Raw genomic sequence first — 23,730 nt, forward strand, 5'->3', positions numbered from 1 at the left:
TGTCTAAGGTTGAGAAAAAAAAGAAGAGGATGCGGTGCTGATCACCTTTCCATTAGCGCTCACCTCAAACACGACTTCTGATTTAAAATCTCTGAGTTGATCCTTTTTTCGGACAAGGAAAAAGGTAAGATGCGTTGTGCCTTCCTGTGGCAAAATTTCCGGTTTTTGGATAAAATTAATCACATCTCCTTTATTTTGGGAACGAAACGTGAACCTGATTGGCTGATTGGTCTTATTGATCAGTTCTGCATTATAAAGGTTGCTCACCGTACCGTCGTTACCCAATTGGTACAAGGTTCCACTGGCCCTTAATACGGTTGTTTCTACATCCTGCCTTTTATAAATCAGGCTGGAAAAGACAAGCATCACGATTAACAGTACCGCTGTATAGCCATAAGCTTTTAAGCCCAGTTTAAAAGGTTTTTTTTGCTGTATAAAATCCTGGGTGTAGAAGCCGATTAAGTTTGCAGGACGTTTAATTTTTGCCATCACTTCGTTACAACCATCAATACATGCTGTACAGTTTACACATTCTAGCTGTGTCCCATTTCTGATATCAATGCCAGTAGGGCATACCTGTACACATAAGCCACAGTCTATACAATCGCCCCTTACAGGGGCCACATTGCTTTTCTGGAGGAATGCCCTGGGCTCGCCCCTTTGTTCATTATAGGCAACAATCAGGCTCTGGTTATCCAATAGTACGCCCTGCAGGCGGCCATAAGGACAGATAACTGTGCAGACCACCTCCCTTACATAAGCAAACACTGCGTAGAAGATCAGGGTAAAAAGCCATATGGATAAAAATCCGCTAATGTGTTGATCAACCGGTTCGGTTATGATATGGTAAAGTACATCAGACCCAATCAAATAGGCTAAAAATGTATTGGCGATGCCAAAGGATATCAACAGAAAAAGAAAGTGCTTGCTGCCTTTTTTGAGTATTTTCTCTTTGTTCCATGGCTGTTGATCCAGTTTTTTCTGATGGTTTGCGTCTCCTTCGATCCAAAACTCTATTCTTCTAAACACCATCTCCATAAAAATTGTCTGAGGGCAGGCCCAACCACACCAAAGTCTTCCAAATATGACGGTAAAACATATCACGAAGATGATAAAGATCAGCATCGCCAGCGCAAAGAGATAAAAATCCTGGGGGGTAAAGATCAGCCCAAAGAAGACAAACTTCCTTTCCAGAAAATTGAGCAATAGCAGTTGCTCACCTCCGAGTTTAATAAATGGAAATGAAAACAGGCCTATCAATAGTACATAGCTGAACCATTTTCGGTAGGAATAAAGCTTCCCCGCAGGTTTTTTGGGGTAGATAAATGCCCTGCCAAAAATTTTTAGCTTTTTATTTTTTTGTGATGCTTTCATGGGTCAAGGTATCTTTTGCACTTTTAGGCTCGTACTTTTCTCCTTGTGGTGCCTTCGCATTGGCTGGCCTGGTTCCTTGTAACGACATGATGAAATTGACCACCTCGGCAATATTTTTGGCACTCAGGGTTTTCTCCCAGCTCGCCATTCCCTTGGCAGGTACTCCATATTTTACCGTTTTGAAGACATCGTTGATACTACCTCCATGAAGCCAGAATTCGTCGGTGAGATTGGGCCCAACAATGCCTTGTCCGTGTTCCCCATGGCAGGCAATGCAGTTGGCCATAAATATGGTTTTTCCCTTTGCGATCAGTGAAGGGTCAGGCTTAATCGAATTCTCGTCAAATTTTTCTGCAGCAGTAGCAAGAAAAGCCTTTTTATCTGCTGCCGCCCTGGTCATTTCGGCAATGTATTCTTCGTCCTGTCCGGGCCCGTCACTGATGTGATAATAATAGAGATAACATGCAGCAAAGATCATTGTTCCGTAAAACAATACATTGAACCACCTGGGCACCGGGTTATTCAGCTCATGGATTCCGTCATAAGCATGTGGAATAACCAGGGCCTCCTCTTCTTCAATCGGTTTCAGGCTCAATAATTTGCTCCAAATATTTGGCTTTTGCTTTTTTTGCTGCTGCCAGGTTTCATAATCAAGTGGTTTTGGAGCTTCATATTTTATAAAAGGCTTTGGATGGAGGCGTTCGTTAACGATCACTTTTAGGGCCTTTAGCATTACAACCGTGGCAAATAGTGCCACAAGGGCCAGCAGAAATGCTGCCAGCACCAGTAGTTCGGAGGTACTTAAGCCAATAGTTGGTGTTGCTGAGTCAGTTGGAACAGCTTCTGCCGGAGCAGCCAGAACTTTAAAACTAAGTATTGGCGAGAAAAGGAATAGGCTAAATTTCTTCATGGCTTTGGGTTTCTTGGTCTTCGATTGGCATATTGCTCATCAGTGTAATATGACCTTTGTTAAGCTTCAGCAGGTATACCCCAACGAGGATAAAAAATACCATAAATATCAGCAGGGAAGTAATGAGGTACATTTCGCCTCCTGCAAGGTCTTTGATCTGTTTAAACATGATTAGTTTTGATTTGGAGGAATTGTTGATTTATTGGCTTTTATATCGGTACCCAGACGCTGCAGGTAGGCGATAATGGCAATGATTTCCCTATTGCTGGTTACTCTGATATTGTCTTTGGCCAGATTTTTTGCAATGGAGTTGGCCTGTAGCATCAGATCTGCATTGGCCTTCCGATCATATCCGGCCTCATATGGTACGCCCAAACGCTGCATTGCCCTGATCTTGCTAGCCGTTGTAGAGGTGTCTAGTTTTTGGCTGATAAGCCATTTATAGGATGGCATAATACTACCTGGCGACATAGAAGTTGGATCTAACAAATGGTTGAAGTGCCATGCATTGCTGTACTTTCCGCCTACGCGGTGCAGGTCTGGTCCGGTACGCTTGCTGCCCCATAAAAAAGGATGATCATATACAAACTCTCCGGCCTTACTGTATTCCCCATACCGCTCTGTCTCCGAACGGAAAGGCCTTACCGTTTGGGAGTGGCAGTTTACACAGCCTTCGCGGATATATAAGTCTCTTCCCTGAAGCTCTAGTGCCGAGTATGGTTTTACGCTTTTTATTGTTGGCACATTGGATTGGATAGTAAAGGTTGGCATCATTTCCACCATCCCGCCGATCAAAATGATGATGAGGGCAAAAACCATGAACTTAATCGGTTTGCGCTCCAGCCTGCGGTGCCATTTTTTATCAGCAGCATCCTCAACAATAACATCTTGCAAGGGCATTGCTTCTGCAGATTCATTGGCCACCAGCCTGGCACGCATCATGGTTTTGGCCAAATTAATCGTCATCACGATTACACCGGCCAGGTAAAAGGTTCCGCCAATGGCACGAAGTACATGCATGGGGATAATCTGCAGGGTGGTAGACAAAAAGTTCGGGTATTTCAACAGTCCTTCCGGAGTGAATTCTTTCCACATTAACCCCTGCGTAAATCCTGCCCAATACATTGGAACTGCGTAAAAAAGGATACCAAGTGTACCGATCCAGAAATGGAACGAGGCCATCTTTTTAGAATAAAGCTCTGTTTTATAAATTCTCGGGATTAACCAATATAAAATTCCAAAGGTTAAGAAACCGTTCCATCCCAATGCGCCAACATGTACGTGTGCAACAATCCAGTCAGTAAAATGTGCCACGCCGTTGATCTGTTTTAGTGATAACATCGGCCCCTCAAAGGTGGCCATTCCGTAGGCTGTCAGTGCAACGACCATAAATTTGAGGGTCACATCTTCACGTACCTTATCCCAGGCGCCACGCAGGGTTAAAAGGCCATTGATCATCCCGCCCCAGCTCGGCGCGATTAACATGATTGAAAAGGCCACCCCCAAAGACTGGGCCCATCCGGGTAAGGAAGTGTACAACAAGTGGTGCGGCCCGGCCCAGATATAGATAAAAATTAACGACCAAAAGTGAAGGATACTCAGCTTGTAAGAGTATACTGGCCTGCCAGCCATTTTGGGCAGAAAATAATACATCATTCCCAGATATGGTGTAGTGAGGAAAAATGCCACGGCATTGTGGCCGTACCACCACTGTACAAGTGCATCCTGAACTCCGGCATACAAGTAATAACTCTTTAAAAATGAGACCGGAAGCTCAAAAGAGTTTACGATATGCAGTACGGCAATGGTTACGAAAGTGGCAATATAAAACCAAATGGCAACATATAAATGCCTTTCCCTACGTTTAATAATTGTTCCGAACATATTGATACCGAACACCACCCAGATCAAAGTAATGGCAATATCTATCGGCCATTCCAGTTCTGCATATTCATGTGATGTGGTAAAGCCCAGTGGTAAGGTAGCCACCGCCGAAACGATAATCAGTTGCCAGCCCCAAAAGTGAATCTTGCTCAAAACATCACTGAACATCCTGGCCTTGAGCAGGCGCTGGAGAGAGTAATAAACACCCATAAATATGGCATTGCCTACAAAGGCAAAAATGACTGCATTGGTGTGCAAAGGTCTGATCCTGCCGAAAGTAGTGTACTGGTTGCCCAGGTTCATGGCCGGTTTGAACAACTGCATGGCAACGAGTAGCCCAACGGTCATCCCAATAATGCCCCAGATAAGTGTTGCGAGACCAAAATTGCGTACAATCTTATTGTCGTAAGTAAATTTTTCCAACTGCATAAATAAATAGAATTGTTGTTGTTAATAGTCCAAAAGTATTTACAGGACACTGATTGTTGGCTGATGCTTGTTAGCTAAAAAAGTGATCCTTATCACTATTCATCTTTTCCCTCTTCATCATCGAAAAGAACCCTTATGCCGGGTGTCACGACGTCATCATGCTGCCCATTTCTAAGCGACCACACAAATGCAGCTAAAAAAATGAGTGCCATTACTACGCTGCATCCAATTAAAAAATAAAGGATGTTCATAGCAGGTTATTTTTACGGGCAAAAAATCTGGTGGCTACCGAAGTAAAGCTGATAATAGTGATTGTACTGACCGGCATCAGGACGGCCGCAACAAGCGGATAAAGGGTTCCCTGAACAGCATAGTATAAACCGATACAGTTGTAGGCAATGGCAATGCCAAAGCTAATGCTAATGATTTTTAACCCGTCTTTACTCAACTGGTGGAAGTTGGGCAGGTAGGCAAGCGAATTTCCTTTCAGTATCGCATCGCAGCCGGGTGTGAAATTATTGATGTTGTCTGTGATCGCAATTCCAAAATCACTCTGTTTTAATGCACCTGCATCATTGAGGCCATCGCCAATCATCATCACTTTTTCACCATTTTTCTGTTTCGTTAAAATGGCTTTAAGTTTATCATGCGGACTTTGCTCAAAGTTAATACCTGCTTTTTCCTGAAAGATTCTTTTTAGTGCTTCCTGATCACCTGCTGTATCCCCTGATAGTACAGTTAATAGAAAATTATGCTGAAGTATTGAAACCAGCTCCTTCAATCCTTTACGCCATTGCTGTTCGATTATAAAAGTCCCCTTATAGGCAGTATCAATTACAATATGTACACCGCTTTGTTGATTGCTTTTAAGATCAATAGGAAGGATAGATTTATTGCCGGCATATACCATCTGGTTGCACACCTGGCCGCTGATGCCTTTACCTGGTATCTCTTTATATTTTGAAATGGGATAGAAGCTGCCATACCCCAGGCTTTTAAGTATCTGCCTGCTCAGCGGGTGGGGAGAATTTGTTAAAAGTGAGGCCACAAGTTTATGATCTTCATCACCCAGCGTACCGGTGAATGTGAGCTTTGCCTGCTCAGTTGTCGTCAATGTTCCTGTTTTATCAAAAACAATAGAATTGCACGAGGCCATGTCTTCAACCGCATCTGTGTTTTTTACATAAAAACCTTTTTTATCGAATACGGATAAAATGGCCGATAAAGTGAAGGGGGTACTGAGCGTAAGCACGCAGGGGCAGGCCACAATGATTACGGCCGTAAATGCGGCCCATGCTTTGTTACTGTTACCGTAGCTGAGCCAATAACCCATTGCCGAAAAAGCAATTACAAATACGGCAATGGTAAAATATTTGGCTACCCTGTCGTTAAAATGGTGTTTGACATCATGGCTATAGTGTTCCTTGTTCCACAATCCAGTAAGGTAGCTTTGCGATGGTAATTTTACTACTTCGAGCTCTATTCCTTCTCCCATCTGCCTGCCGCCCGCATAGGCAATTTCTCCGAGCACCTTTTCTTGCGGTTCGGTTTCACCGGTAACAAAACTCATGTCGAGCCATGCATTGCCTTTCATCACTATCGAGTCTGCGGGTATCAGTTCACCATTTCGTATCCATAGCCGGTCACCAACTAATAGCTCATTAATGGCCTTTGGTGTTTGCCTGCCCCCTATGAGGGTGGTAACAGCAATTGGAAAGTAGGAACGGTAATCCCGGTCGAACGAAATATGATGGTAGGTTCGTTGTTTAACCCATTTACCCATCAGAAGCAGGAATACCAGCCCGGTTAAGGTATCTGCAAAACCAGGACCAGAGCTGAATACTACAGCATAACTGGTACGAAGGAAGAGCACAGCAATGATCAATGCCAGTGGCGTATCCAAATTAATATGTTTATGTTTCAGGCTATTCCATGCTGATACAAAATATTCGCGGCCACAATAAAAAACTACCGGAATGGAGAGGGTAAGATTTAACCAGCCGAAGAGGGCCTGAAACTGGCTTTCCAAACCGGAAAGACCAAAATATTCCGGAAAGCTGAAAAGCATTACATTGCCCATGCAGAAGCCAGCAACTGCAATTTTTAAGATGAGACTTTTGTTTACCGAATGGCTTTTTTCTTTAACAACATCTTGTAAGTTGATAGCAGGTTCATATCCAATCTCCACTAATGTCTCAACAAGGCGCCTTAAGCTCATTTCTTTATGTTGATAGCTTATGGTAACCTGTTTCTTCAGGAAATCAATCCTTGAATTATAGATGGCCGGGTTAATCTTATACAGGTGTTCCAAAAGCCAGATACAGGAACTGCAGTGTATAGCGGGGATGTAAAATGTTACAATCGTACTTTTATCATCCTGATAATCGATCAGTTGCTTGATTATAGTGGGTTCATCAAGGTATTCGAAATGAGCATTTGATACGGATCTTTTGCCGGGAGCAGGGTTGTATGAGTAATAGGCACACAGGTGGTTCGATGATAAGATCTGGTATACCCCAAGGCATCCTGCACAGCAGAAATGTTTGCCGTCTAAAATGCGGTCTGTTCCCACAATCTCTTCGCCACAATGGTAGCAAAGGCTGATATCCAGAATTTTTTGCGTTCTCATCGTTATACGGATTGACTGAATAAAGTTGTGCTTGGCTCTTTTTGCCATAAACGTTCATCAAAAGCCATGCACACATTTCTTAAAAAGGCTCTGCCATCTTTGGTAATCTGTAATTGTAAACCATCAATTTCAACCAAATGATCTTCAAGCATAGCGGCTAATCGTTTATAAATTAACCCTGGTATAGCAGAGGTAAAGCGTGTAACGCCTTTGCACATCAGGTTTAGGATATGTTCGCGTACATACAGGTCTCTGTCACTCGAAATATGCCCCCTAAAAGTTGGGAGTTCTCCATTATTCACTTTTTCAAGGTATTCTTCTACCGTTTTGCTGTTCTGGGCAAAGGCTGTTTTACAGTCGCTGATTGCTGAAACACCTAAGCCAATCAGTACTTCGGTGCGTTTGTCTGTGTAGCCCATAAAATTACGGTGGAGCCGGTAACTTTCACTCGCTTTGAAAAGGCTGTCTTTCTTTAAAGCAAAATGGTCCATGCCAATTTCCTGGTAGCCGGCATTTAGCAATATTTCCCTGCCTTGTTGGTAAAGTGCAAACTTTTCTTCTCCCTGCGGGATGTCTTTTTCAGCATAATGCCGTTGTCCTGGCTTCGTCCAAGGAACGTGAGCATAGCCGTAAAATGCAATGCGTTCGGGCCGCATGATGAGTACTTCATTCAATGTTTGGGTTAAGCCACCCGGAGTTTGTCCCGGAAGCCCGTAAATAAGATCAAAGTTGATGGAGTTGTAACCGATCTCCCTGGCCTCGGTCATGATCCTGAATACCTGTTCGGGAGTTTGGAAACGGTTGATCATCATTTGTACTTTCGGATCAAAATCCTGTATGCCCAGGCTCATCCGTTTAAAGCCCAAACGGTATAGAACTGCCAGGTGTTCGAACGTTGTATTGTCTGGGTGCGCCTCAAACGAACAGCTGGCCTCATTACCTAATGCTGTAGAAATTGAATTCATCAGTCTGTAGAGATTTTCCGGGCTAAAAAAAGTTGGCGTACCTCCACCCAGATGTAATTCTTTTATTTTTGGCGTTTCCCCGAGCAGATCGCAATACATACGCCATTCTTTCAAAAGGGCTTCGATGTATGGGCGCTCAACCCCATGGTTTTTTGTAATGCGGGTATTACAGCCGCAGTAGGTACAAAGGCTTTCGCAAAACGGCAGGTGGATATAAAGGCTTACCCCCTGATTTCGGTATTTATTGTAGGCCTCTATCAAAGAAAGTTTCCATTTATCTACGTTAAAAGATTCAGTTTCCCAATAAGGAACCGTTGGATAGCTGGTATAACGTGGTGCAGCTATATTGTATTTTTTAAGCAAGGCTGATGTATCCATATCATTTTGATTCTTTTATTTTGATGGTACAATCCTTTTGGCAACAACAGGCATTGCCCACGCATTTTCCCGCTGCCCAATTGTCGAGATTGGAAATCACCTGGTGCATATTTTCCAAAGTGCCGCCATCTTTGAATGGAATGTTGGCTATTTTTATTCCTGCAGATTTTGCAGCATTTAAATCGATATTATCGTAACTAAACGTGGAGGTGGCAATATATTTTACCCCAAGGGATTTTAGCCCTTCGATGATCCTGGCATCCACCGGGTCTCCGTTGAAAACGATCAGGGCTTCTTTACCGGCTACAAAATTCAGCGTATCTGGTGTCAGCTGGTTTGCAATTACGGTAATGTCGTGTTTTTTATAATTGGCCAGGATAAGGCATTCTTTCTCCCTGGTATCGATGTTATAGACAATAGCTTTCATATATAATTTTTCTTCAGGCAAAACTATAGCATGCGATGTACCCAATCGTGATCTTGATTAGGCGAAAAAATGATATTCGTCAGAAGTTGAGGCTTTAGGTAGGCCAGGTACAATCTTGTTGAAAAGTGAGGGCAATCAGCGTAATGTGGATTGAAAATCTGAAACTTTGGAGCTGATTAAAAAAGATATCACGGTACTGCTGATAATACAAGGTTAATGGCCTTTACGGCCACCTGATTGACCTGCCGGATGATATATTACGGGAACTTATGGTAACCTGCATCATTATGATGAGAGACTAAATGTAATTATGCAGTGGGAGACCGGTGGAAGAATATGCTTCGGTTATACCGATTGATGATGTAGGGTAAAAAAATTATTGTTTTACATTCTTAAGCTTTTCTATCGAAAGGATTTGGATGGCATTCCCATTCTTTTCGATCAGTTTTTCGTCTTTAAAGTCGGCCAGCATACGGCTAACGGTTTCGCTGGCTGTACCTACCAGGGCGGCCAGATCGTCGCGTGAAATCTTTATTGTACAGCTATCTGAGTCAGGTTCGCCAAATTTGCCTGCCACCCTTACCAGGGCATCTGCTACGCGTTTACGGACAGAGAAATATGCCAGCCTGAGCATTTGTTCTTCTTTGTCCTGAACGCTTCCCGAAAGCATTCCTAAAAATGTATTGGCTATTTCCTGATGGTTGAGGAGATCATCCATGAAATCGGATTTTGCAATCAAAATCAGTTCACTGTCGCATAGTGTGGCTGCATTATCTGAATATGGTGCTGCCCGGCAAAGGCTCTCGTAGCCAAAAAAATCTCCTTCCTTATATAGGGTAGAGGAGAGTTCACGCCCATCTTTCGCCCTTTTATAGGTTTTTACCTGGCCTTTTTTAACGAAATAGAGGTGTGCAGGTTCATCCAGTTCAACATAAATAATCTGTTTGCCTGCAAACGACCTGGTTTTTCCTTTGGCCCTCATTGATTCGAGAAGCGATACGCTATCTCCACCTGTAGTTCTGAAACCTGTTGGTTTTGAACGTTTTTTTAGCCTGCTTTCTATCGCATTGAATAGTTCAACATCATCAAAGGGCTTGGTAAGATAATCGTCGGCACCCATTTCCATCCCTTTGCGCATATCTGCGCGTTCTGCCTTTGCCGTCATAAATATAAAAGGGATGGTTGCGGTAAGGGCGTTTTTCTGCAGCAGGTACAACACGCTATAGCCATCCAGTTCGGGCATCATAATATCGCATAAGATAATATCAGGGAGCTGCTTCATGGCCAGCTCAACACCTACCTTGCCATTCTTTGCAGAGCATGTTTCATAACCTGCCAGGTCCAGCATTTCTACAATACCTTCCCTGATATCGTCGCTGTCTTCAATGATCAAAGCTTTCTTCATATCATTCAAAATTTAAAGTTAAGTTTGAAAGTAGTACCAACATTCTGCTCGCTATCGCAGGTACAGGTACCATCCATCAAGCCTACATAGCGTTTTACAATATTGAGCCCCAGACCTGTACCGGGGATATCGCCTGTATTATGTGCCCTGAAAAACGGCTCAAACAGGCTTTTCATTTCAGTAGAAGGGATACCAATACCATTATCTTTCACTTCTAACATAAGTTCATGTTCGCTGACTATACTTTTAAATTGGATCATGGTATCTTCCCCCGAGTATTTTATTGCATTTGAAATCAGGTTGATGATGCAATTTTTCAAAAGGTTCTGGTCCAGAAATACCTTTCCGGTAGTGCCCTGGTGCTCATATACAATGGTCTGCTTTTGTTTGGTCATCAGTTGCATTTCTTCAGCAATCTCTTCGGCAAATGTGAAAATATCAAACCATTGTGGTGTAGCCATAACTTTGCCCGCTTCCAATTTTTCGAGCGAAAGGAAATCGTTGAGTATAGTGGTTAGGTTGTTTATCGCATTCTTGATCTTTGAAGTATGTTTTTCAACGCTTTCGATATCGTGTTTTTCGACATATTTACTGATCAGTGATGCCGATAGCTGAATAGCACTTAAGGGCGTCCTAAACTCATGTGAAGCCATTGAAACGAACCTGGTCTTTAACTGGTTCAGTTCCCTTTCTTTTTGGAACAAGGCGCTCATGTGCTCTTTAGCTGATTCGAGCTCATTTATTGACTTGAGCAACTCCCGTGTACGTTCTTTGATCTTCTCTTCCAGTTCTTCAGTATAACTCCTGATCTTGATCTCATCTTCTTTTTGCCTGCTCATGTCGTGGATAAATCCGGTATATATTCTCCGATCGCTGAACCTGATCTCGCTTACGCCCAACCTGAACGGAAAAATACTGCCATCCTTACGTTGTCCGTTTACTTCCCGCCCAATTCCAATAATCTTTTGCCTGCCGGTACGCTCATAGTTTGCGAGGTAGCCATCATGATGCGACCTGTCGGGTTCTGGCATGAGTACGGAAACATTCTTGCCCAGAAGTACGTCTCTGCTCGGGTAACCAAACAGTTCAAGTGCTGCAGGGTTGATATTTTCGATCAGGCCGCGATCATCAATCGTAATGATGCCATCGATTGCGTTTTCGATAATGGCAGCCAGTAATTTTTCTCTTTCCATTGTTGAGTATCCCATCCAAATATAGGTTAAAAATATCAGATGGATAACTGCCTCAACCTAGACTCGGCACCTAACAAGGTTTGGTAGAACCTGCTTCCAAAACGCTGTGGCTTCCGGGTAAATTCCTCGAAGAGAAATTTGTAATAATCGATTCCTTGGAAAATTTCTTCCTTGAATTTGATGAGCTGGTTTCTTTTCTTTTCTGTATATTCTTCCATTAGCAGATTGATTTCAGTTGCCAGGTAATTTACGTACAGCTCAAGCTCTTTGATAAAAAAGTTGGGCCGCTTAACTTTTTCTAAAAGGTTGGTCCTGCCGTAAATGTGGCCGATCATCTCATCCATGGAATAGATGCCCGAAAAGTAGGCAAGGTTTGGTCCGGGACAGATTGCTACCGCCTTGCTTTCCTTTGGTTTAAGAATGCCAACTTTTTGGTATACTGAACTACATAACCCCTCGCAGAGACAAATCTTCTCGGTTACCTTGAGCAGCTGCTTCTCGAATTCAGCAACCGGAAGTTTTTCCTTTTTTAGGTGTTCTATTTTTAACTGTTGATATGCCCTGGATGCAGTGCAGATCGGAGTCTCGGTAAACTCTGTATTGGCGCACAGGTATTTTTTTTTACAGGGGCTGCCCGGACGTCCTTGTTCTATTCTCATTTTACGTTCGGTTTCTATACTGCTGTTCTTGAAATTGTTGAACAATACTCCCAATGGCGAGGAGTTGCTCAGGAAAAATGAATCTTCGCCGGCGTTAGCCAGCTCACCAAGCGTATCGTCGTCAACATTGGTCACTTCCGGTACCAGTAAAAACGGGCTTCCCCACCCGGTTGAGTCCAGCTGGTAATGTTCCAGCAGAAACTCGTTTTCTGCCGCTGTACCTATTCCCCCCTGAACACTAATGCGCTGCTCCATCAATGGAACCCTGTTGATGCCCTTTTTTTGAAGTCCTTTGGTGTATAATACAAAAAGTTCTTCTTTCATTTGGATTTTCATCTGCTTAAACTCTTCAAGTATAGGGCCCATCAGGTGTCCGCTGGTAGCAAAGGCGTGCCCCCCGCAGTTTAGACCGCTTTCTATCCTGAACTCGGCTACCCATAGCCCTTTTTTTGCCAAAAATTTTGCCTGGATAAATGCCGACCTGAAATCGCTCACCTTGAGGATGATCCTTTTCTTCGGGAGATTGTTCTCGCCGGGGAAAAAATCTTCGAAATGTTCCAGGTAACTGTATAGCCTTGGGTTCATTCCGGCAGAAAGCACCACTGATGAGGTTAACCTGCTTTTGGCAAAGCCCCTTAAAGCAGCCAATGCATCACTATCCTCATCAACGGTAACACCATTCTTTTTTTCGTATTTGATCCTGTCGACTTTAGCCATGATATTGACATCAATTTTGCCAAGTTCCATCCGCTCCCGCAAGATTCTTTGGAAAATTTCTTTTCTTGCTCCATCCGGATATTCCAGCATGAGCTCATATCCCTGCTTTAGTTGTGAATCATCTGGTAGCAGCTCGAAGTACCTGCAAAGATCATTGCCCGCTTCAAAGGGAAGCTGTTTTAATTGCTCAAAGTCGTCTTTTATGGTTAAGTCTAAAAAATTAAGGTAACAGTTAATTCTTCTGGCCCTGCTGTCGTGGCTGTTTTTAGGAATGGGTATGTAGATCATATTACGTTTTTGGGTGTGATATGCCCTCATGCGTTCAATCAGTTCATCATCTACGATGGAAACTACGGATGAGATGCCATATTTGGCAACTTTTAAAGGAGTATCTATTGAAAAACCAAGACCAAGAACGGGGATGTGAAATTTATGTGCCATGCATTCGATAATTATATCATCCAAAAATATCCTGATGCCAGGGTTATAATTAATGCCAGCATCACCTGAAAAAATGATCCTGATCACATTTTTTAATAAATGATTTAAAATAAGGTGCTTATGGGGGATTTATAAGATGCGGGATATCATTTTTAGATCTGACCGGCATCAGTATTTCCGGGCCGGTGTAATGCGAGCTTTACATTGTTAAAACTGAATAACATGAAACCTCATAACCGGGCACAATCGACACCAGAAAGATATTTTAATAAAACCATACTGGCTATCGGGTTTATAATTATCCTGTTGCAACTGGCTTTTCTTTTTGCGGTTAGCGCTAATGCTGCGGGGCAGTTATATGTACAAGGTAAAGATTCTTTGAGGACCGAACTTGACAAACAGCTTAGTGACCCGGAAATGCAAAAACGCTTGAATTTCCCTAAAACCGTAAAGCGTTTTTACGATTATGGAAACCTGCAAACAAACTGGCTCCGGAGTGAAGAGAATTCTGGACCAACTGTAATGGCGATGCTCTTGCTGGATTGCGTTAAGCAATATGGCCTGCAGCCACGCGATTACCATCCTGAAATATTAACCTATGAAAAAATGCATAGTGTGTTCGGCGCTGAAATGCAGCTGTCAGCCGGGCAAAAGATCGAATTCGAACTTATGCTTACTGATGCGATGGTTAGCATCATCAACAACCTCCACTTTGGAGCATACAATCCAAGGTTAACCAGGACAGCTATAGATAATGGGTTAAGGGATGAGCTACGTGCCGAAATTTTTCTTCATTCGGCCACAGCTAGCGGCGATCTCATGCAGGCGGTATTAACCGTGCAGCCTAAAATTAACCAGTACGTACAGCTACAAGGCTATATGAAACTTATTGCCGGACAATATACCTGCGATTCTTATGAAACACCCGAAGAGGACATCAGATTGATTGCTATAAATATGGAACGCCTGCGCTGGCTGACGGTTGAAACTAACAGTTACCTGCACATTAACATTCCATCCTTTCGGCTAACCTATTATACCCCATTTAAAACATCCGAATATAAAGTGGTTGTTGGCAAGCCCTCAACTCCAACGCCTACACTGGAAAGTACGATCGGATTTTTGGAAACTGGTGCTGATTGGGTGATTCCACAAAATATTTTCATAAAAGAATTGCTGCCGCGTGCGCTGAAGGATATTACCTATTTTGAAAACAACCATATGGCGGTTTATGATCTGCAGGAAAATTTTATTCCGATAACCAACCAAAGCCTGTTGCTGATCAGGCAAAACCCGCTGAAGTACCATGCGAGGCAAACCTCTGGTTGTGACAATGCCTTAGGAAAAGTGGTTTTCAGGTTCAGGAATAGATATGATATATATTTACATGATAGCCCCGAACAGCAGTATTTTAACCGTGAGAAAAGGGCATTCAGCCATGGGTGTGTAAGGATTTCTGATGCTGAACAGCTGGCCATATCATTAATTAAGAACGATCAGCAGGGTGACCGTATTTCCCTGTTAAAAAAAGCTTTACGCAGTTACAGCAAGCAAAAATTTATACTTAAAACGCCCCTTCCCATTATCATAACCTACCTCACCATCACTGTTGAAGATGAACTTTTGGTTAAACATGCCGATATCTATTTACAGGATAAGGTTTTGGAAGATAAAATGTATGGGCAACAAAATCAAATCACAAAGGCATCAACTAAATAAACAGCTATGAAAAAAATTCTTGTACCAATAGATTATTCATCGCATTCGGATAATGCGGTGGTATATGCACTAGAGATGGCAAAAACGATACATGCAGATATCCATCTCTTCCACGGGATAGAAACCCCCGAATTTGTTGCCATGCCAGGTTTTATGGTTTGGCCTTCTGAAGATTTTACCGACCTCAAAGCGGAAGCAGATAATGATATGGAAAAATACGTTACAAACATCAGGAGAAATCCGTCGTTCCAGTATCCCTATCTGCGCAATATCGGTTTCAGTACGGCCATAGGCAGTACAAACCTGGTGATTGGGCAGGCCATTTTAGATCAGAAACCCGATCTCGTTGTAATGGGGATGGAAGATAAGGGAAGAATCAATCGTTTTTTCCTTGGCAGTACAAGCCGGGCAATGATCGAAAAAACAACCGTACCGATCCTGTTGGTTCCTGCTAAAGCCAGGTACCGGCCAATAGAGAAGATCGCTTTTGCCACAGACCTTTCAGAAAACGACCTGAATTCAATCCATGATCTGGCAAGACTCTTCTCTCTTTATAATCCTGAGATCTTATTGGTGCATGTTGATGACCAGCTTTCTGATTTTCATGATCCCAGAACCCCGTCAAATCAATTTCTTAACAGGGTTACCTGTAATATCAATTACAATAAGATCTACTACCGGCACATCAGCGAGACTGATATTGGCAAGGGACTAAAATGGCTGACCGAAAATGGCCAGGTTGATATCCTTTCCATGATTCATCGCCATCCCAGTATTTTCTCGAGAATATTGGATGGGAGCCATACACAGAAACTGGCAAAGTCTATCCATCTCCCTTTATTGGTGATGCCTGAGGATAAGACACCTATAGGATAGTAAATAAATAATCAAATGAAAAAACTGATCATACTTACCGACTTTTCAAAAACAGCCAACAATGCAGCAAATATTGCATTGGAAATAGCTATTAAGCTACATTTAGACGTACAACAGAGGTTGCCGATGCTTATTTTTCCAGCCAATCTTTAGCCAACGTATCATGGTAAGCTTGAAAACACATTTTTCTCAGGAACTAAGACGGGCCTGCACACTGGTTAAAAGGATTTACACAGGAAAACGTAAGCCTGAAGCGCTTCCAGATGCCCTTCAGGATAGATCGGCAACATTACAATTAACCCCTAAACATGGATAAGATAGAGGCTACAGGCCCTGCGCAGGCAATTCTGCCCGAAACAAGAATTCCGGCAAAGCAAAAAGATAGTGAAAAGATATTCCTTGAAGGGCCGAGGTCGCGCATTAAGGAACTTATGTTTACTATAAAGATATGGATAGAGTTTATTTCGGGCTTTAGGGTGCTTCACTTTCTTGGTCCGTGCGTAGCCGTATTCGGATCAGCCCGCGTTGCCGAAGGTTCTCCGTACTACGAAAGTGCCAGAAAAATTGGCGCTGGTTTGGCACGCCAGGGTTTTACCACCATAACCGGAGGCGGCCCAGGTATTATGGAAGCTGCTAACCGGGGAGCAAAGGAAAATTTCGGACAATCAGTAGGTTGTAACATCAGGTTGCCTAAAGAACAGCAGCCCAATCCCTATCTTGATAAATGGTTCATCTGTAAATATTTTTTTGTAAGAAAGGTACTGATGTTCAAATATTCAGATGCGTTTATTATTATGCCGGGAGGGATTGGCACCCTTGACGAGTTCTTTGAGGCGCTTACGCTGATCCAGACCAAAAAAATTATCGATTTCCCCATCATTCTCTTCGGAAAGGAGTTTTGGAGCCCACTTCAGCCCTTGTTTAACTCGATGCTAACGGCTGAAATGATTGGAGGCGAAGATCTCAAGCTCATCCTGTTCACTGATTCGGTGGAGGAAACATTGGAACATATCCGGAAAGTAGCCTTGGCAAAACATGCTGAGAAACGGAGGCAAACATTTAGGAGAATACGTATTTTGGGAGAATAGGTGTTTTTCCTGATTCCTTTAAACGTAGCCACGCTCGGTACGTAGAGAACCGGAAATTCTGCCACATCGATCATCCTCTTGCTATTACTTCCAAGTGCCCATTGTATTAATTGCCCGGCGCCCGCCATTCCCATTACCACCAGCCCAACATCTTTTTGGTGCGCCAATTCCTGTATTACCTGGCAAACTTCTCCCTTTTCACTTTTGAAAGTAACTTGCGGACCAAAACTATTGCCATCGCAGTCTTTATGGTTTAATTTTTCGATTAACTGGATAAGCTTATGATCACTTTCTTATTCGATTTCTTCTTCGCTAACTAATGGCCAGGCAACCTGCACAGCCATGGGCGCATTATCGGGAACTTTATAGGTGTTACAAAGCAGCACATTAGCGCTGATTTCTTTTGCAATCCCAATAGCAAAGTGTGCCGCATTTTCTGCGGGTACCGAGAAGTCGGTTGCTACTAATATGGTTTTCATGACTTGGTTACTATAATGGATTGGAAATCTTGAGTACTATTCTGCCCTCAATTTCTCCATTCCGCATCTGATCAAACACCTGATTAATATCTTCCAGTTGCGCTGCATGTACGGTAGCCTTCACTTTTCCTTCAACCGCAAATCCGATGGCTTCCTGCATATCTTTCCTTGTGCCTACAATAGAACCTCTTATCGTAAACCTGTTTAACACGGTTTCGAAAATTGGAAGGTTAAAGCTACCAGACGGAAGGCCATTTAGAGAAACTGTTCCTTTTCTCCTTAATGCGGTTAATGCCTGATTGAATGCGATGGGTGAAACGGCTGTTACCAAAACTCCATGCATCCCACCAGTATGTTTCTTCAGGAAAAGACCAGGATCATTATCCATCGCGTTCACGGTAAGGTCTGCACCATGTTTTTTGGCAAGGGCAAGCTTATCGTCAGATACATCAATAGCGGCAACATGGAGTCCCATTGCTTTTGCATACTGTACCGCAAGATGGCCAAGTCCGCCAATTCCGGAAATGGCCACCCACTCGCCAGGCTTAGCTTCGGTTTCTTTTAATCCCTTGTAAACCGTTACTCCGGCACAGGTAATTGGCGCCATTTCAAGAAAATCTATTCCCTGCGGAAACCTGGCAACATACCTGGCATCTGCAACTACATATTCGGCATAACCTCCATCAACACTATAGCCACCATTTTTTTGGCTTTCACACAGCGTTTCCCAACCCGTAATACAATATTCGCAGCATCCACAGGCACTAAAAAGCCAGGGGGCACCAACCACATCACCTTCTTTAATATGTTCAACACCTTTGCCAAGGGCTACAACATAGCCAACAGCTTCGTGCCCGGGGATAAGCGGTAATTTCGGCTTAACCGGCCAATCGCCCATACAGGCGTGTAAATCGGTATGGCAAACACCACTTGAAACCACTTTGACCAAGACCTGGTTTTCGGCAGGCATCTTTACTTTAACCTGCTCAATACTGAGTGGCTTGCCGAATTCATGGAGTACGGCAGCCTTCATTGTTTTTGGGATCATTGTTTTAGGATTATTTTTTTGAAAGCATGATATCATGCCTGTATAAATTGTTTTCAAGCTCCTTATCCTTATTGTAAGGGTCAGAATACCTTACCAACAGACCATCCTTAATCGCACAGGTCTGGTAACCGATCAGCAGGGGGAGGGGTTTTTTCAATATGAAATTCTTGGTTTGGTAATTATCAGTTGCCTGCAAAAGCTCATTGATCTGTCCTTCCTGTCCGTCATATTTCAACATTAGTGAAGCAAGCCTGCTGGCATTTTCGACGCTTATGCATCCATTGGTCAAAGCCCGTTCGTTTTTCAAAAAAATCTCTTTTTGCGGGCCATCATGCAGGTAAATGCCATTTTCATTTGGAAAGTGGAAAGCCATTGTTCCAAGTGAAAGTTCGCATTCTGAAGATTGCCTGGCCACGAAGCCTGTCGGATTTTTTTGGATGCTGATGAGCAATGCAGGAGTCGCGTTTATAAAATATCCTTTGTTGTCATAAATCGTATAATGCTTCTGTTCCAGGTAGCCGATATCTTTCAATGCTTTAGGCAATATGTCGTTTATAAATATGTTATTGGGAACTTTCCAGTCTGGTGCGGTACCGATGTAGGATATTGCGCTCATGAGTTCCGGAGTTGGTTTTTCCGATGTGCCAACCGCAACTTTAAAGGTGAGGGAAGTATCAGGCAAATGATAGGTCAGTGTATAGGATGGAATATTCACCTCCACATAAGCCCTTGCAGAAACAGTATTCCATTTTGCCCTTTCCATGTTAATGGCTACCTTTCTGACTTCTTCTTCGGGTACGGTGTAGCAGTCATCCAGATATTGCCCCCTGATTAAGAACATGTATTTCTGCAAGTCTGTATAAGTTTGCGATTTGGGTTGTACATCTGAAATGGCAACTAAAAAATCTTTTGCTCCCAGCGCATTTTTAAGTACCGCTTCAGCACTAAAGCCAGAGATGTTTCCTTCGTCAATTACTCTTCGTGGCAGTAGAGGATTGGCTTTCCCAAAATGCAGATCATTGATCAACGTTAGCAAGGCATCAGTTAAATAAATTTCGAATGTTGCCCTTTCTTCTGCCGTTCCGTTTCGCTGGTCTTTTAAAATTTCCCTTAACTTAGGGTATAATAGCTTTTCCGGATGATAGTCTTCATGCGATAATCCATACTGAAGTACACAGTCAAGAAGTAACATGGAAGACCAGGTTTTAGTTGGCTTTTCAACTGATTGTACCCAAATGGATTGGAAATCATTGTTCTTATAGAAACGTTTGACAGACATTGGATAATTTAGTTCTGTTAAACGCTCAAGCTGAGTTTCAATTTCCCTGCTTACTGCCTTATCATTACAACGGAGAATCGTAAGGGTAAAAAGCAGGGTGGCTAAATTGACAATTGTTTTCATGATCCAATTATTTGCTATATCAAACTTATTGGTTATGAATGGCTTAAATTGTGATGCCGGTAAGCTTTAACTGTGATTGATTACATAAACCTTCAGGTATTGCAGTCTCTATCTACACCTGTAAAACTGCGTTTCTCGATCTCTTTCTAGGAAATTAAAGACCATTGCTGCTTTTCTAAGTGTATCTTAATTAAAACTTCCAGCTGAGTCAATTCAGCAGCTATTTTTGCCGTTTCAGCCATATTAGTTTAGCATTGGGTTTAATATTTCGCTTTCTTTGTACCAATGAACAAGAATGAGAGAAAGCTATACTTTTACAGTGCCTTTCTGATTACACTGGTAGTGAATTCTGCAAAACTGATGGCCCTTAACAGCGATGGGATTATTGCCCGTTACTGGCAGTTTAATATAGGTGAATATGGTTTCCAGTTTTTGTATAATATGGTGTTCTGCCTTTTATTGCTGTACCTCAATCTTTCTGAGGGTAGGTATCTGAGTGTATTACGGGCAAGCAAACAATACTGGAAACTTTACGGATTAAATGCCCTGGTGGTTGTGGCAGCCATGGTGTTGGGAAGCATAATCCATTCTATGCTTTTTGGAACGCTCCAGCTTCCGGGCGGAAGAATAAGGGGCTATTTTGCCCGGTTTTTACTCAGCAGTGTCATGATTGCTGTGGTAATCCGCCTCGTTCTGCTGATACGCGAAAGCCGAAATAAAGACCTCATTAACGAACAGCTTAATTCGGCTTATCTTAAGGCGCAGCTGCAACTGCTTCAGGAGCAGTTAAACCCACATTTTCTTTTTAATACGTTGAGCAGCCTTTCGGCTATAGTGAGAGAAAATCCAAGCCTGGCTCAAAACTATATTCTCCATCTTTCCAAAATATTCCGGTATACGCTGGTTGGTTCGGGTAACAGCCTGGTAACGCTTGAGAAAGAGCTTGAACATTTGAAGTCTTACGTTCAGCTGTTGAAAATGCGGCTGGAGCATACGGTTCTGGTCCATATTAATATCAGCCAGGACCTGATGAGCTGGCAGGTACTTCATTTATCGTTACAACCCCTGGTCGAAAATGCAGTTAAACATAACAGGGCTACACGCTCAGAACCTTTAACGGTAGAGATTTATGAAGAAGATAAATGGCTTATTATCCGAAACAACCTGCAACCTGCTACCCGTGAAGCTGAAGGGACCGGGATTGGCCTTGCCAACCTGAACGAACGCTATAAACTGCAACTCCATAAGGAAATCGAGATCCAGCAGACCACAGCATATTTCACCGTAAAGCTGCCATTAATATGAAAAGAAATTTGCATCTGGTAATTATTGAGGATGAAGCGGCAACGGCAAGAAATCTGGAGTATATCCTGCAGGAAATCAGTCCTGGTATTAAGGTTATTGCAACCCTGCAAAGCATAACCGAAGCAATAGATTGGTTTACCTCGACGAACAATGCTTACGATCTGATATTTTCAGACATAAGGCTTTCTGATGGGGTATCGTTTGAAATCTTCAAACAGGTAAGCATTATAAAACCTGTTATTTTTGTTACGGCATATCATGACTATGCTATTGAGGCCTTTCGTAACAATGGCATTGATTATGTTTTAAAACCTTTTGACCGGGAAGAAATACAGCGGACTTTACATAAATACAATACTCTTATTGCAGCTGGTATTAAAAGTGAACAAGCTAAAACAGCACCTCTGCTGCAGGAGTTCCACTATAACACGAAGCCATATAAAAAATCCTTTCTTATTCATTATTGTGGCAGGCTGATCCCGGTAGAAGCGGTTAAAATTAACTGGTTCCATACCGAACACGAGATTGTGTATGCACACACCGCTGATGGAAAGCAATATGTAGTAGAATTTACATTGGAACAACTGGAGCAAGAATTGGACCCTGCTTTATTTTTCAGGGCTAACCGTCAATTTGTGATCAATAAAAATGCGGTACAAGCCGTAGAGTATTTTTTTAATGGCAGGTTGCTTGTCAACATTCAGCCGGCAGCCCAAGAGCAGGTACTGGTTAGTAAAGCAAAAGCGATGCATTTTAGAAAGTGGCTGGATCGGTAATGAATTTCACCCCTGAATTTAGCAGGTTCACCCTTTTTTATCTTAAAGGAAATAATCGGTCTTATTACATTTGTTTCATTAAATTAAAATTTCACAGGATGCTTTTAAAATCAAAACAATGGCCACTTTTTGTCGCTGTATTTTTATGTTTAACTTTTACCCAGGTAAGGGCACAGGTAAATAAATTAAAGGACAGTACTCCTGAACAGCGTGCCAGGATGCTGACGGAGTGGATGACAAGCCAATTAACATTAAATGCCACACAGGTTGAGCAGGTTTCTGCCCTTAACCTTCAGTATGCCGTAAAGAATGATCCCATTCTGCAAAGTAATGAAAGTAAACTTGCTAAATTCAAAAAACTGGCAGCTTTGCAGAAAGAAAAATCTAAGGCTTTAAGCCAAATTCTGGATGCAGGACAATACAAAAAATACCAGGAAATTAAAGGCCAGATGATTCAAAATATTAAAGAGAAAAGAAAATGAGAAAACTATTGTACCCTTGGGGAGTGGTAATGATTATGTTTATGACCACTTCGGCATGCTCTGAAAGTAAGTATGATACTGATGAAATCGCTTCTCCGCCATCAACCATAAACAACAGTCTTCAGGGCCCCATTCAAAAGCCTGCATCAGGGTATGGTGCAGACGGAAGTTACGAAGTGGCAGAAATTGACTTCAGTAATCCACAATATAGCGGAACACAGGTCTCCATTTTCTACCCTAAGGGGATTACTTCTCCAAAGCCAACCATATTCTTTTCGCACCCGTTTGGCGGGGAGGATAAAGATTACAATATAGGGTTGTATAATTTTATTGCAAGGAAAGGCTTTGTAGTGGTATTTGTTCCTTACCGCACGATTGATGTCAGTATCGATCACCGCTACCAAACTTTATGGGAGGGATTTATAAAAGCTGCAACAGATTATCCAAACATTATCGATACTCAGAAAGTAGGTTTTATGGGGCATTCTTTTGGTGGTGGAGCAAGTATCGACCTTGCCTATAAGGCATTTACAGAAAAAGGCTGGGGGCAGAACGGGCGTTTTCTTTTCACGATGGCTCCCTGGTATTCTTTTAACTGGAACAGCCCATTAAGCACCCAACAGCAATTGCAGAGTTTCCCGGCCAATACCAAAATGATTACCCAGGTTTATGATGAAGACGATGTGAACGATCACCGGTTGGCCATTGATATCTTTAAAAACATCAATATTTCTAATGCTGAAAAAGATTTTATTTACTTCAGATCATCTACCGTTAACGGATACAATTATGTAACCAACCATGCGATGCCAAGTTCGCGCAAAGCTTTTGATGCGTTGGACTATTACGGTGTATACCGCCTTTTGGATGCTATGATGGATTACAGCTTTAATGGAAACAGCAATGCCAAAAATGTTGCTTTGGGTAACGGTTCTGCTGCGCAAATTACGATGCCTTCTTATAAGGGGGAATCGATGGCTCCGCTTGAGGTTACAGATAACCCCGTACCGAAATATCCGCAAGGCAAATACCAGTTTCAATGCGGAGACAGTACCAATCCGCGAATTTCTTATTGTAATTGATTAAAAAAGCAGGCGATTTGCCGGAAATGCTAAACTCAGGGCGTCAGAAACAATAACGGCAA

At 42.6% G+C, this 23,730-nt stretch carries 20 protein-coding genes and 1 pseudogene; 7 read left to right on the forward strand and 14 right to left on the reverse strand.

Annotated elements, in window-relative coordinates; all coding sequences use genetic code 11:
- Nucleotides 1-3 precede the first annotated feature (3 nt).
- From ccoG to ACFSR6_RS21735, 11 genes are all read right to left on the reverse strand, one after another.
- Nucleotides 4-1,374, reverse strand: coding sequence for a cytochrome c oxidase accessory protein CcoG (gene ccoG, locus ACFSR6_RS21685; RefSeq protein WP_379082912.1), 1,371 nt, complete (start codon nt 1,372-1,374; stop codon nt 4-6).
- Nucleotides 1,352-2,284, reverse strand: a complete 933-nt coding sequence (locus ACFSR6_RS21690) for a cbb3-type cytochrome c oxidase N-terminal domain-containing protein (protein ID WP_379082914.1) — start codon at nt 2,282-2,284, stop codon at nt 1,352-1,354. The genes ccoG and ACFSR6_RS21690 overlap by 23 nt, the downstream gene beginning before the upstream one ends.
- The gene (locus tag ACFSR6_RS21695) at nt 2,271-2,453 is read right to left on the reverse strand and encodes a hypothetical protein (RefSeq protein WP_379082916.1); all 183 of its coding nucleotides are present in this window, start codon (nt 2,451-2,453) and stop codon (nt 2,271-2,273) included. The genes ACFSR6_RS21690 and ACFSR6_RS21695 overlap by 14 nt, the downstream gene beginning before the upstream one ends.
- A gap of 2 nt (nt 2,454-2,455) precedes the next feature.
- The gene (ccoN, locus tag ACFSR6_RS21700) at nt 2,456-4,597 is read right to left on the reverse strand and encodes a cytochrome-c oxidase, cbb3-type subunit I (RefSeq protein WP_379082919.1); all 2,142 of its coding nucleotides are present in this window, start codon (nt 4,595-4,597) and stop codon (nt 2,456-2,458) included.
- Nucleotides 4,598-4,692: 95 nt separating this feature from the next.
- Nucleotides 4,693-4,848, reverse strand: coding sequence for a cbb3-type cytochrome oxidase assembly protein CcoS (gene ccoS, locus ACFSR6_RS21705; RefSeq protein WP_379082922.1), 156 nt, complete (start codon nt 4,846-4,848; stop codon nt 4,693-4,695).
- Nucleotides 4,845-7,226 (reverse strand): heavy metal translocating P-type ATPase, encoded by a 2,382-nt coding sequence (locus ACFSR6_RS21710; protein ID WP_379082925.1) that lies wholly within the window; start codon nt 7,224-7,226, stop codon nt 4,845-4,847. Before ACFSR6_RS21710 ends, ccoS begins: the two co-directional genes overlap by 4 nt.
- 2 nt (nt 7,227-7,228) lie before the next feature.
- On the reverse strand, nt 7,229-8,569 hold the full coding sequence (hemN, locus tag ACFSR6_RS21715) for an oxygen-independent coproporphyrinogen III oxidase (RefSeq protein WP_379082927.1): 1,341 nt from the start codon (nt 8,567-8,569) through the stop codon (nt 7,229-7,231).
- Between the two features lies 1 nt (nt 8,570).
- Nucleotides 8,571-8,996: a Rossmann-fold NAD(P)-binding domain-containing protein gene (locus tag ACFSR6_RS21720; RefSeq protein ID WP_343523583.1), complete on the reverse strand. Its 426-nt coding sequence runs from the start codon at nt 8,994-8,996 to the stop codon at nt 8,571-8,573.
- 376 nt (nt 8,997-9,372) lie between these two features.
- Nucleotides 9,373-10,401 (reverse strand): response regulator, encoded by a 1,029-nt coding sequence (locus tag ACFSR6_RS21725; protein WP_379082929.1) that lies wholly within the window; start codon nt 10,399-10,401, stop codon nt 9,373-9,375.
- 5 nt (nt 10,402-10,406) lie between these two features.
- Nucleotides 10,407-11,594, reverse strand: a complete 1,188-nt coding sequence (locus tag ACFSR6_RS21730) for a PAS domain-containing sensor histidine kinase (RefSeq protein ID WP_379083266.1) — start codon at nt 11,592-11,594, stop codon at nt 10,407-10,409.
- 35 nt (nt 11,595-11,629) lie between these two features.
- The gene (locus ACFSR6_RS21735) at nt 11,630-13,411 is read right to left on the reverse strand and encodes a hypothetical protein (RefSeq protein WP_379082931.1); all 1,782 of its coding nucleotides are present in this window, start codon (nt 13,409-13,411) and stop codon (nt 11,630-11,632) included.
- A 222-nt stretch (nt 13,412-13,633) separates the two neighbouring features.
- Here ACFSR6_RS21735 and ACFSR6_RS21740 point away from each other — a divergent pair, with 222 nt between their 5' ends.
- From ACFSR6_RS21740 to ACFSR6_RS21750, 3 genes are all read left to right on the forward strand, one after another.
- Nucleotides 13,634-15,130 carry a L,D-transpeptidase family protein gene (locus ACFSR6_RS21740; RefSeq protein WP_379082933.1) on the forward strand — a complete coding sequence of 499 codons (1,497 nt, stop codon included), beginning with the start codon at nt 13,634-13,636 and terminating at the stop codon, nt 15,128-15,130.
- 6 nt (nt 15,131-15,136) lie between these two features.
- Complete coding sequence (locus ACFSR6_RS21745) at nt 15,137-16,006, forward strand: universal stress protein (RefSeq protein WP_379082935.1); 870 nt, start codon at nt 15,137-15,139, stop codon at nt 16,004-16,006.
- Between the two features lie 308 nt (nt 16,007-16,314).
- The gene (locus tag ACFSR6_RS21750) at nt 16,315-17,094 is read left to right on the forward strand and encodes an LOG family protein (protein ID WP_379082938.1); all 780 of its coding nucleotides are present in this window, start codon (nt 16,315-16,317) and stop codon (nt 17,092-17,094) included.
- A gap of 47 nt (nt 17,095-17,141) precedes the next feature.
- Here ACFSR6_RS21750 and ACFSR6_RS21755 read toward each other — a convergent pair.
- From ACFSR6_RS21755 to ACFSR6_RS21765, 3 genes and pseudogenes are all read right to left on the reverse strand, one after another.
- Nucleotides 17,142-17,573: pseudogene (locus ACFSR6_RS21755) on the reverse strand (universal stress protein); the annotation flags it as partial.
- Nucleotides 17,574-17,583: 10 nt separating this feature from the next.
- Complete coding sequence (adhP, locus tag ACFSR6_RS21760) at nt 17,584-18,621, reverse strand: alcohol dehydrogenase AdhP (protein WP_379082940.1); 1,038 nt, start codon at nt 18,619-18,621, stop codon at nt 17,584-17,586.
- Between the two features lie 10 nt (nt 18,622-18,631).
- Nucleotides 18,632-20,023, reverse strand: a complete 1,392-nt coding sequence (locus tag ACFSR6_RS21765) for a L,D-transpeptidase scaffold domain-containing protein (RefSeq protein ID WP_379082942.1) — start codon at nt 20,021-20,023, stop codon at nt 18,632-18,634.
- Nucleotides 20,024-20,308: 285 nt separating this feature from the next.
- Here ACFSR6_RS21765 and ACFSR6_RS21770 point away from each other — a divergent pair, with 285 nt between their 5' ends.
- From ACFSR6_RS21770 to ACFSR6_RS21785, 4 genes are all read left to right on the forward strand, one after another.
- Nucleotides 20,309-21,328: a sensor histidine kinase gene (locus ACFSR6_RS21770; RefSeq protein ID WP_379082944.1), complete on the forward strand. Its 1,020-nt coding sequence runs from the start codon at nt 20,309-20,311 to the stop codon at nt 21,326-21,328.
- Nucleotides 21,325-22,104 carry a LytR/AlgR family response regulator transcription factor gene (locus ACFSR6_RS21775; RefSeq protein WP_379082947.1) on the forward strand — a complete coding sequence of 260 codons (780 nt, stop codon included), beginning with the start codon at nt 21,325-21,327 and terminating at the stop codon, nt 22,102-22,104. Before ACFSR6_RS21770 ends, ACFSR6_RS21775 begins: the two co-directional genes overlap by 4 nt.
- 98 nt (nt 22,105-22,202) lie before the next feature.
- Nucleotides 22,203-22,586, forward strand: coding sequence for a hypothetical protein (locus tag ACFSR6_RS21780; RefSeq protein WP_379082949.1), 384 nt, complete (start codon nt 22,203-22,205; stop codon nt 22,584-22,586).
- Nucleotides 22,583-23,668, forward strand: a complete 1,086-nt coding sequence (locus ACFSR6_RS21785) for an alpha/beta hydrolase (RefSeq protein ID WP_379082952.1) — start codon at nt 22,583-22,585, stop codon at nt 23,666-23,668. The genes ACFSR6_RS21780 and ACFSR6_RS21785 overlap by 4 nt, the downstream gene beginning before the upstream one ends.
- Nucleotides 23,669-23,730: the final 62 nt, after the last annotated feature.

It is taken from the genome of Pedobacter vanadiisoli, from assembly GCF_042684385.1.
In the GTDB taxonomy this organism is placed as follows: domain Bacteria; phylum Bacteroidota; class Bacteroidia; order Sphingobacteriales; family Sphingobacteriaceae; genus Pedobacter; species Pedobacter vanadiisoli.

Coding starts and splice junctions, on each gene's coding strand:
- ACFSR6_RS21780 (WP_379082949.1), top strand. CDS start 22,203: ATGCTTTTAAAATCAAAACAATGGCCACTTTTTGTCGCTGTATTTTTA.
- ACFSR6_RS21695 (WP_379082916.1), bottom strand. CDS start 2,453: ATGTTTAAACAGATCAAAGACCTTGCAGGAGGCGAAATGTACCTCATT.
- ACFSR6_RS21775 (WP_379082947.1), top strand. CDS start 21,325: ATGAAAAGAAATTTGCATCTGGTAATTATTGAGGATGAAGCGGCAACG.
- ACFSR6_RS21690 (WP_379082914.1), bottom strand. CDS start 2,284: ATGAAGAAATTTAGCCTATTCCTTTTCTCGCCAATACTTAGTTTTAAA.
- hemN (WP_379082927.1), bottom strand. CDS start 8,569: ATGGATACATCAGCCTTGCTTAAAAAATACAATATAGCTGCACCACGT.
- ccoG (WP_379082912.1), bottom strand. CDS start 1,374: ATGAAAGCATCACAAAAAAATAAAAAGCTAAAAATTTTTGGCAGGGCA.
- ACFSR6_RS21765 (WP_379082942.1), bottom strand. CDS start 20,023: ATGAAAACAATTGTCAATTTAGCCACCCTGCTTTTTACCCTTACGATT.
- ACFSR6_RS21720 (WP_343523583.1), bottom strand. CDS start 8,996: ATGAAAGCTATTGTCTATAACATCGATACCAGGGAGAAAGAATGCCTT.
- ACFSR6_RS21785 (WP_379082952.1), top strand. CDS start 22,583: ATGAGAAAACTATTGTACCCTTGGGGAGTGGTAATGATTATGTTTATG.
- ACFSR6_RS21740 (WP_379082933.1), top strand. CDS start 13,634: ATGAAACCTCATAACCGGGCACAATCGACACCAGAAAGATATTTTAAT.
- ccoS (WP_379082922.1), bottom strand. CDS start 4,848: ATGAACATCCTTTATTTTTTAATTGGATGCAGCGTAGTAATGGCACTC.
- ACFSR6_RS21725 (WP_379082929.1), bottom strand. CDS start 10,401: ATGAAGAAAGCTTTGATCATTGAAGACAGCGACGATATCAGGGAAGGT.
- ACFSR6_RS21730 (WP_379083266.1), bottom strand. CDS start 11,594: ATGGAAAGAGAAAAATTACTGGCTGCCATTATCGAAAACGCAATCGAT.
- ccoN (WP_379082919.1), bottom strand. CDS start 4,597: ATGCAGTTGGAAAAATTTACTTACGACAATAAGATTGTACGCAATTTT.
- ACFSR6_RS21750 (WP_379082938.1), top strand. CDS start 16,315: ATGGATAAGATAGAGGCTACAGGCCCTGCGCAGGCAATTCTGCCCGAA.
- ACFSR6_RS21745 (WP_379082935.1), top strand. CDS start 15,137: ATGAAAAAAATTCTTGTACCAATAGATTATTCATCGCATTCGGATAAT.
- ACFSR6_RS21770 (WP_379082944.1), top strand. CDS start 20,309: ATGAACAAGAATGAGAGAAAGCTATACTTTTACAGTGCCTTTCTGATT.
- ACFSR6_RS21710 (WP_379082925.1), bottom strand. CDS start 7,226: ATGAGAACGCAAAAAATTCTGGATATCAGCCTTTGCTACCATTGTGGC.
- adhP (WP_379082940.1), bottom strand. CDS start 18,621: ATGATCCCAAAAACAATGAAGGCTGCCGTACTCCATGAATTCGGCAAG.
- ACFSR6_RS21735 (WP_379082931.1), bottom strand. CDS start 13,411: ATGGCACATAAATTTCACATCCCCGTTCTTGGTCTTGGTTTTTCAATA.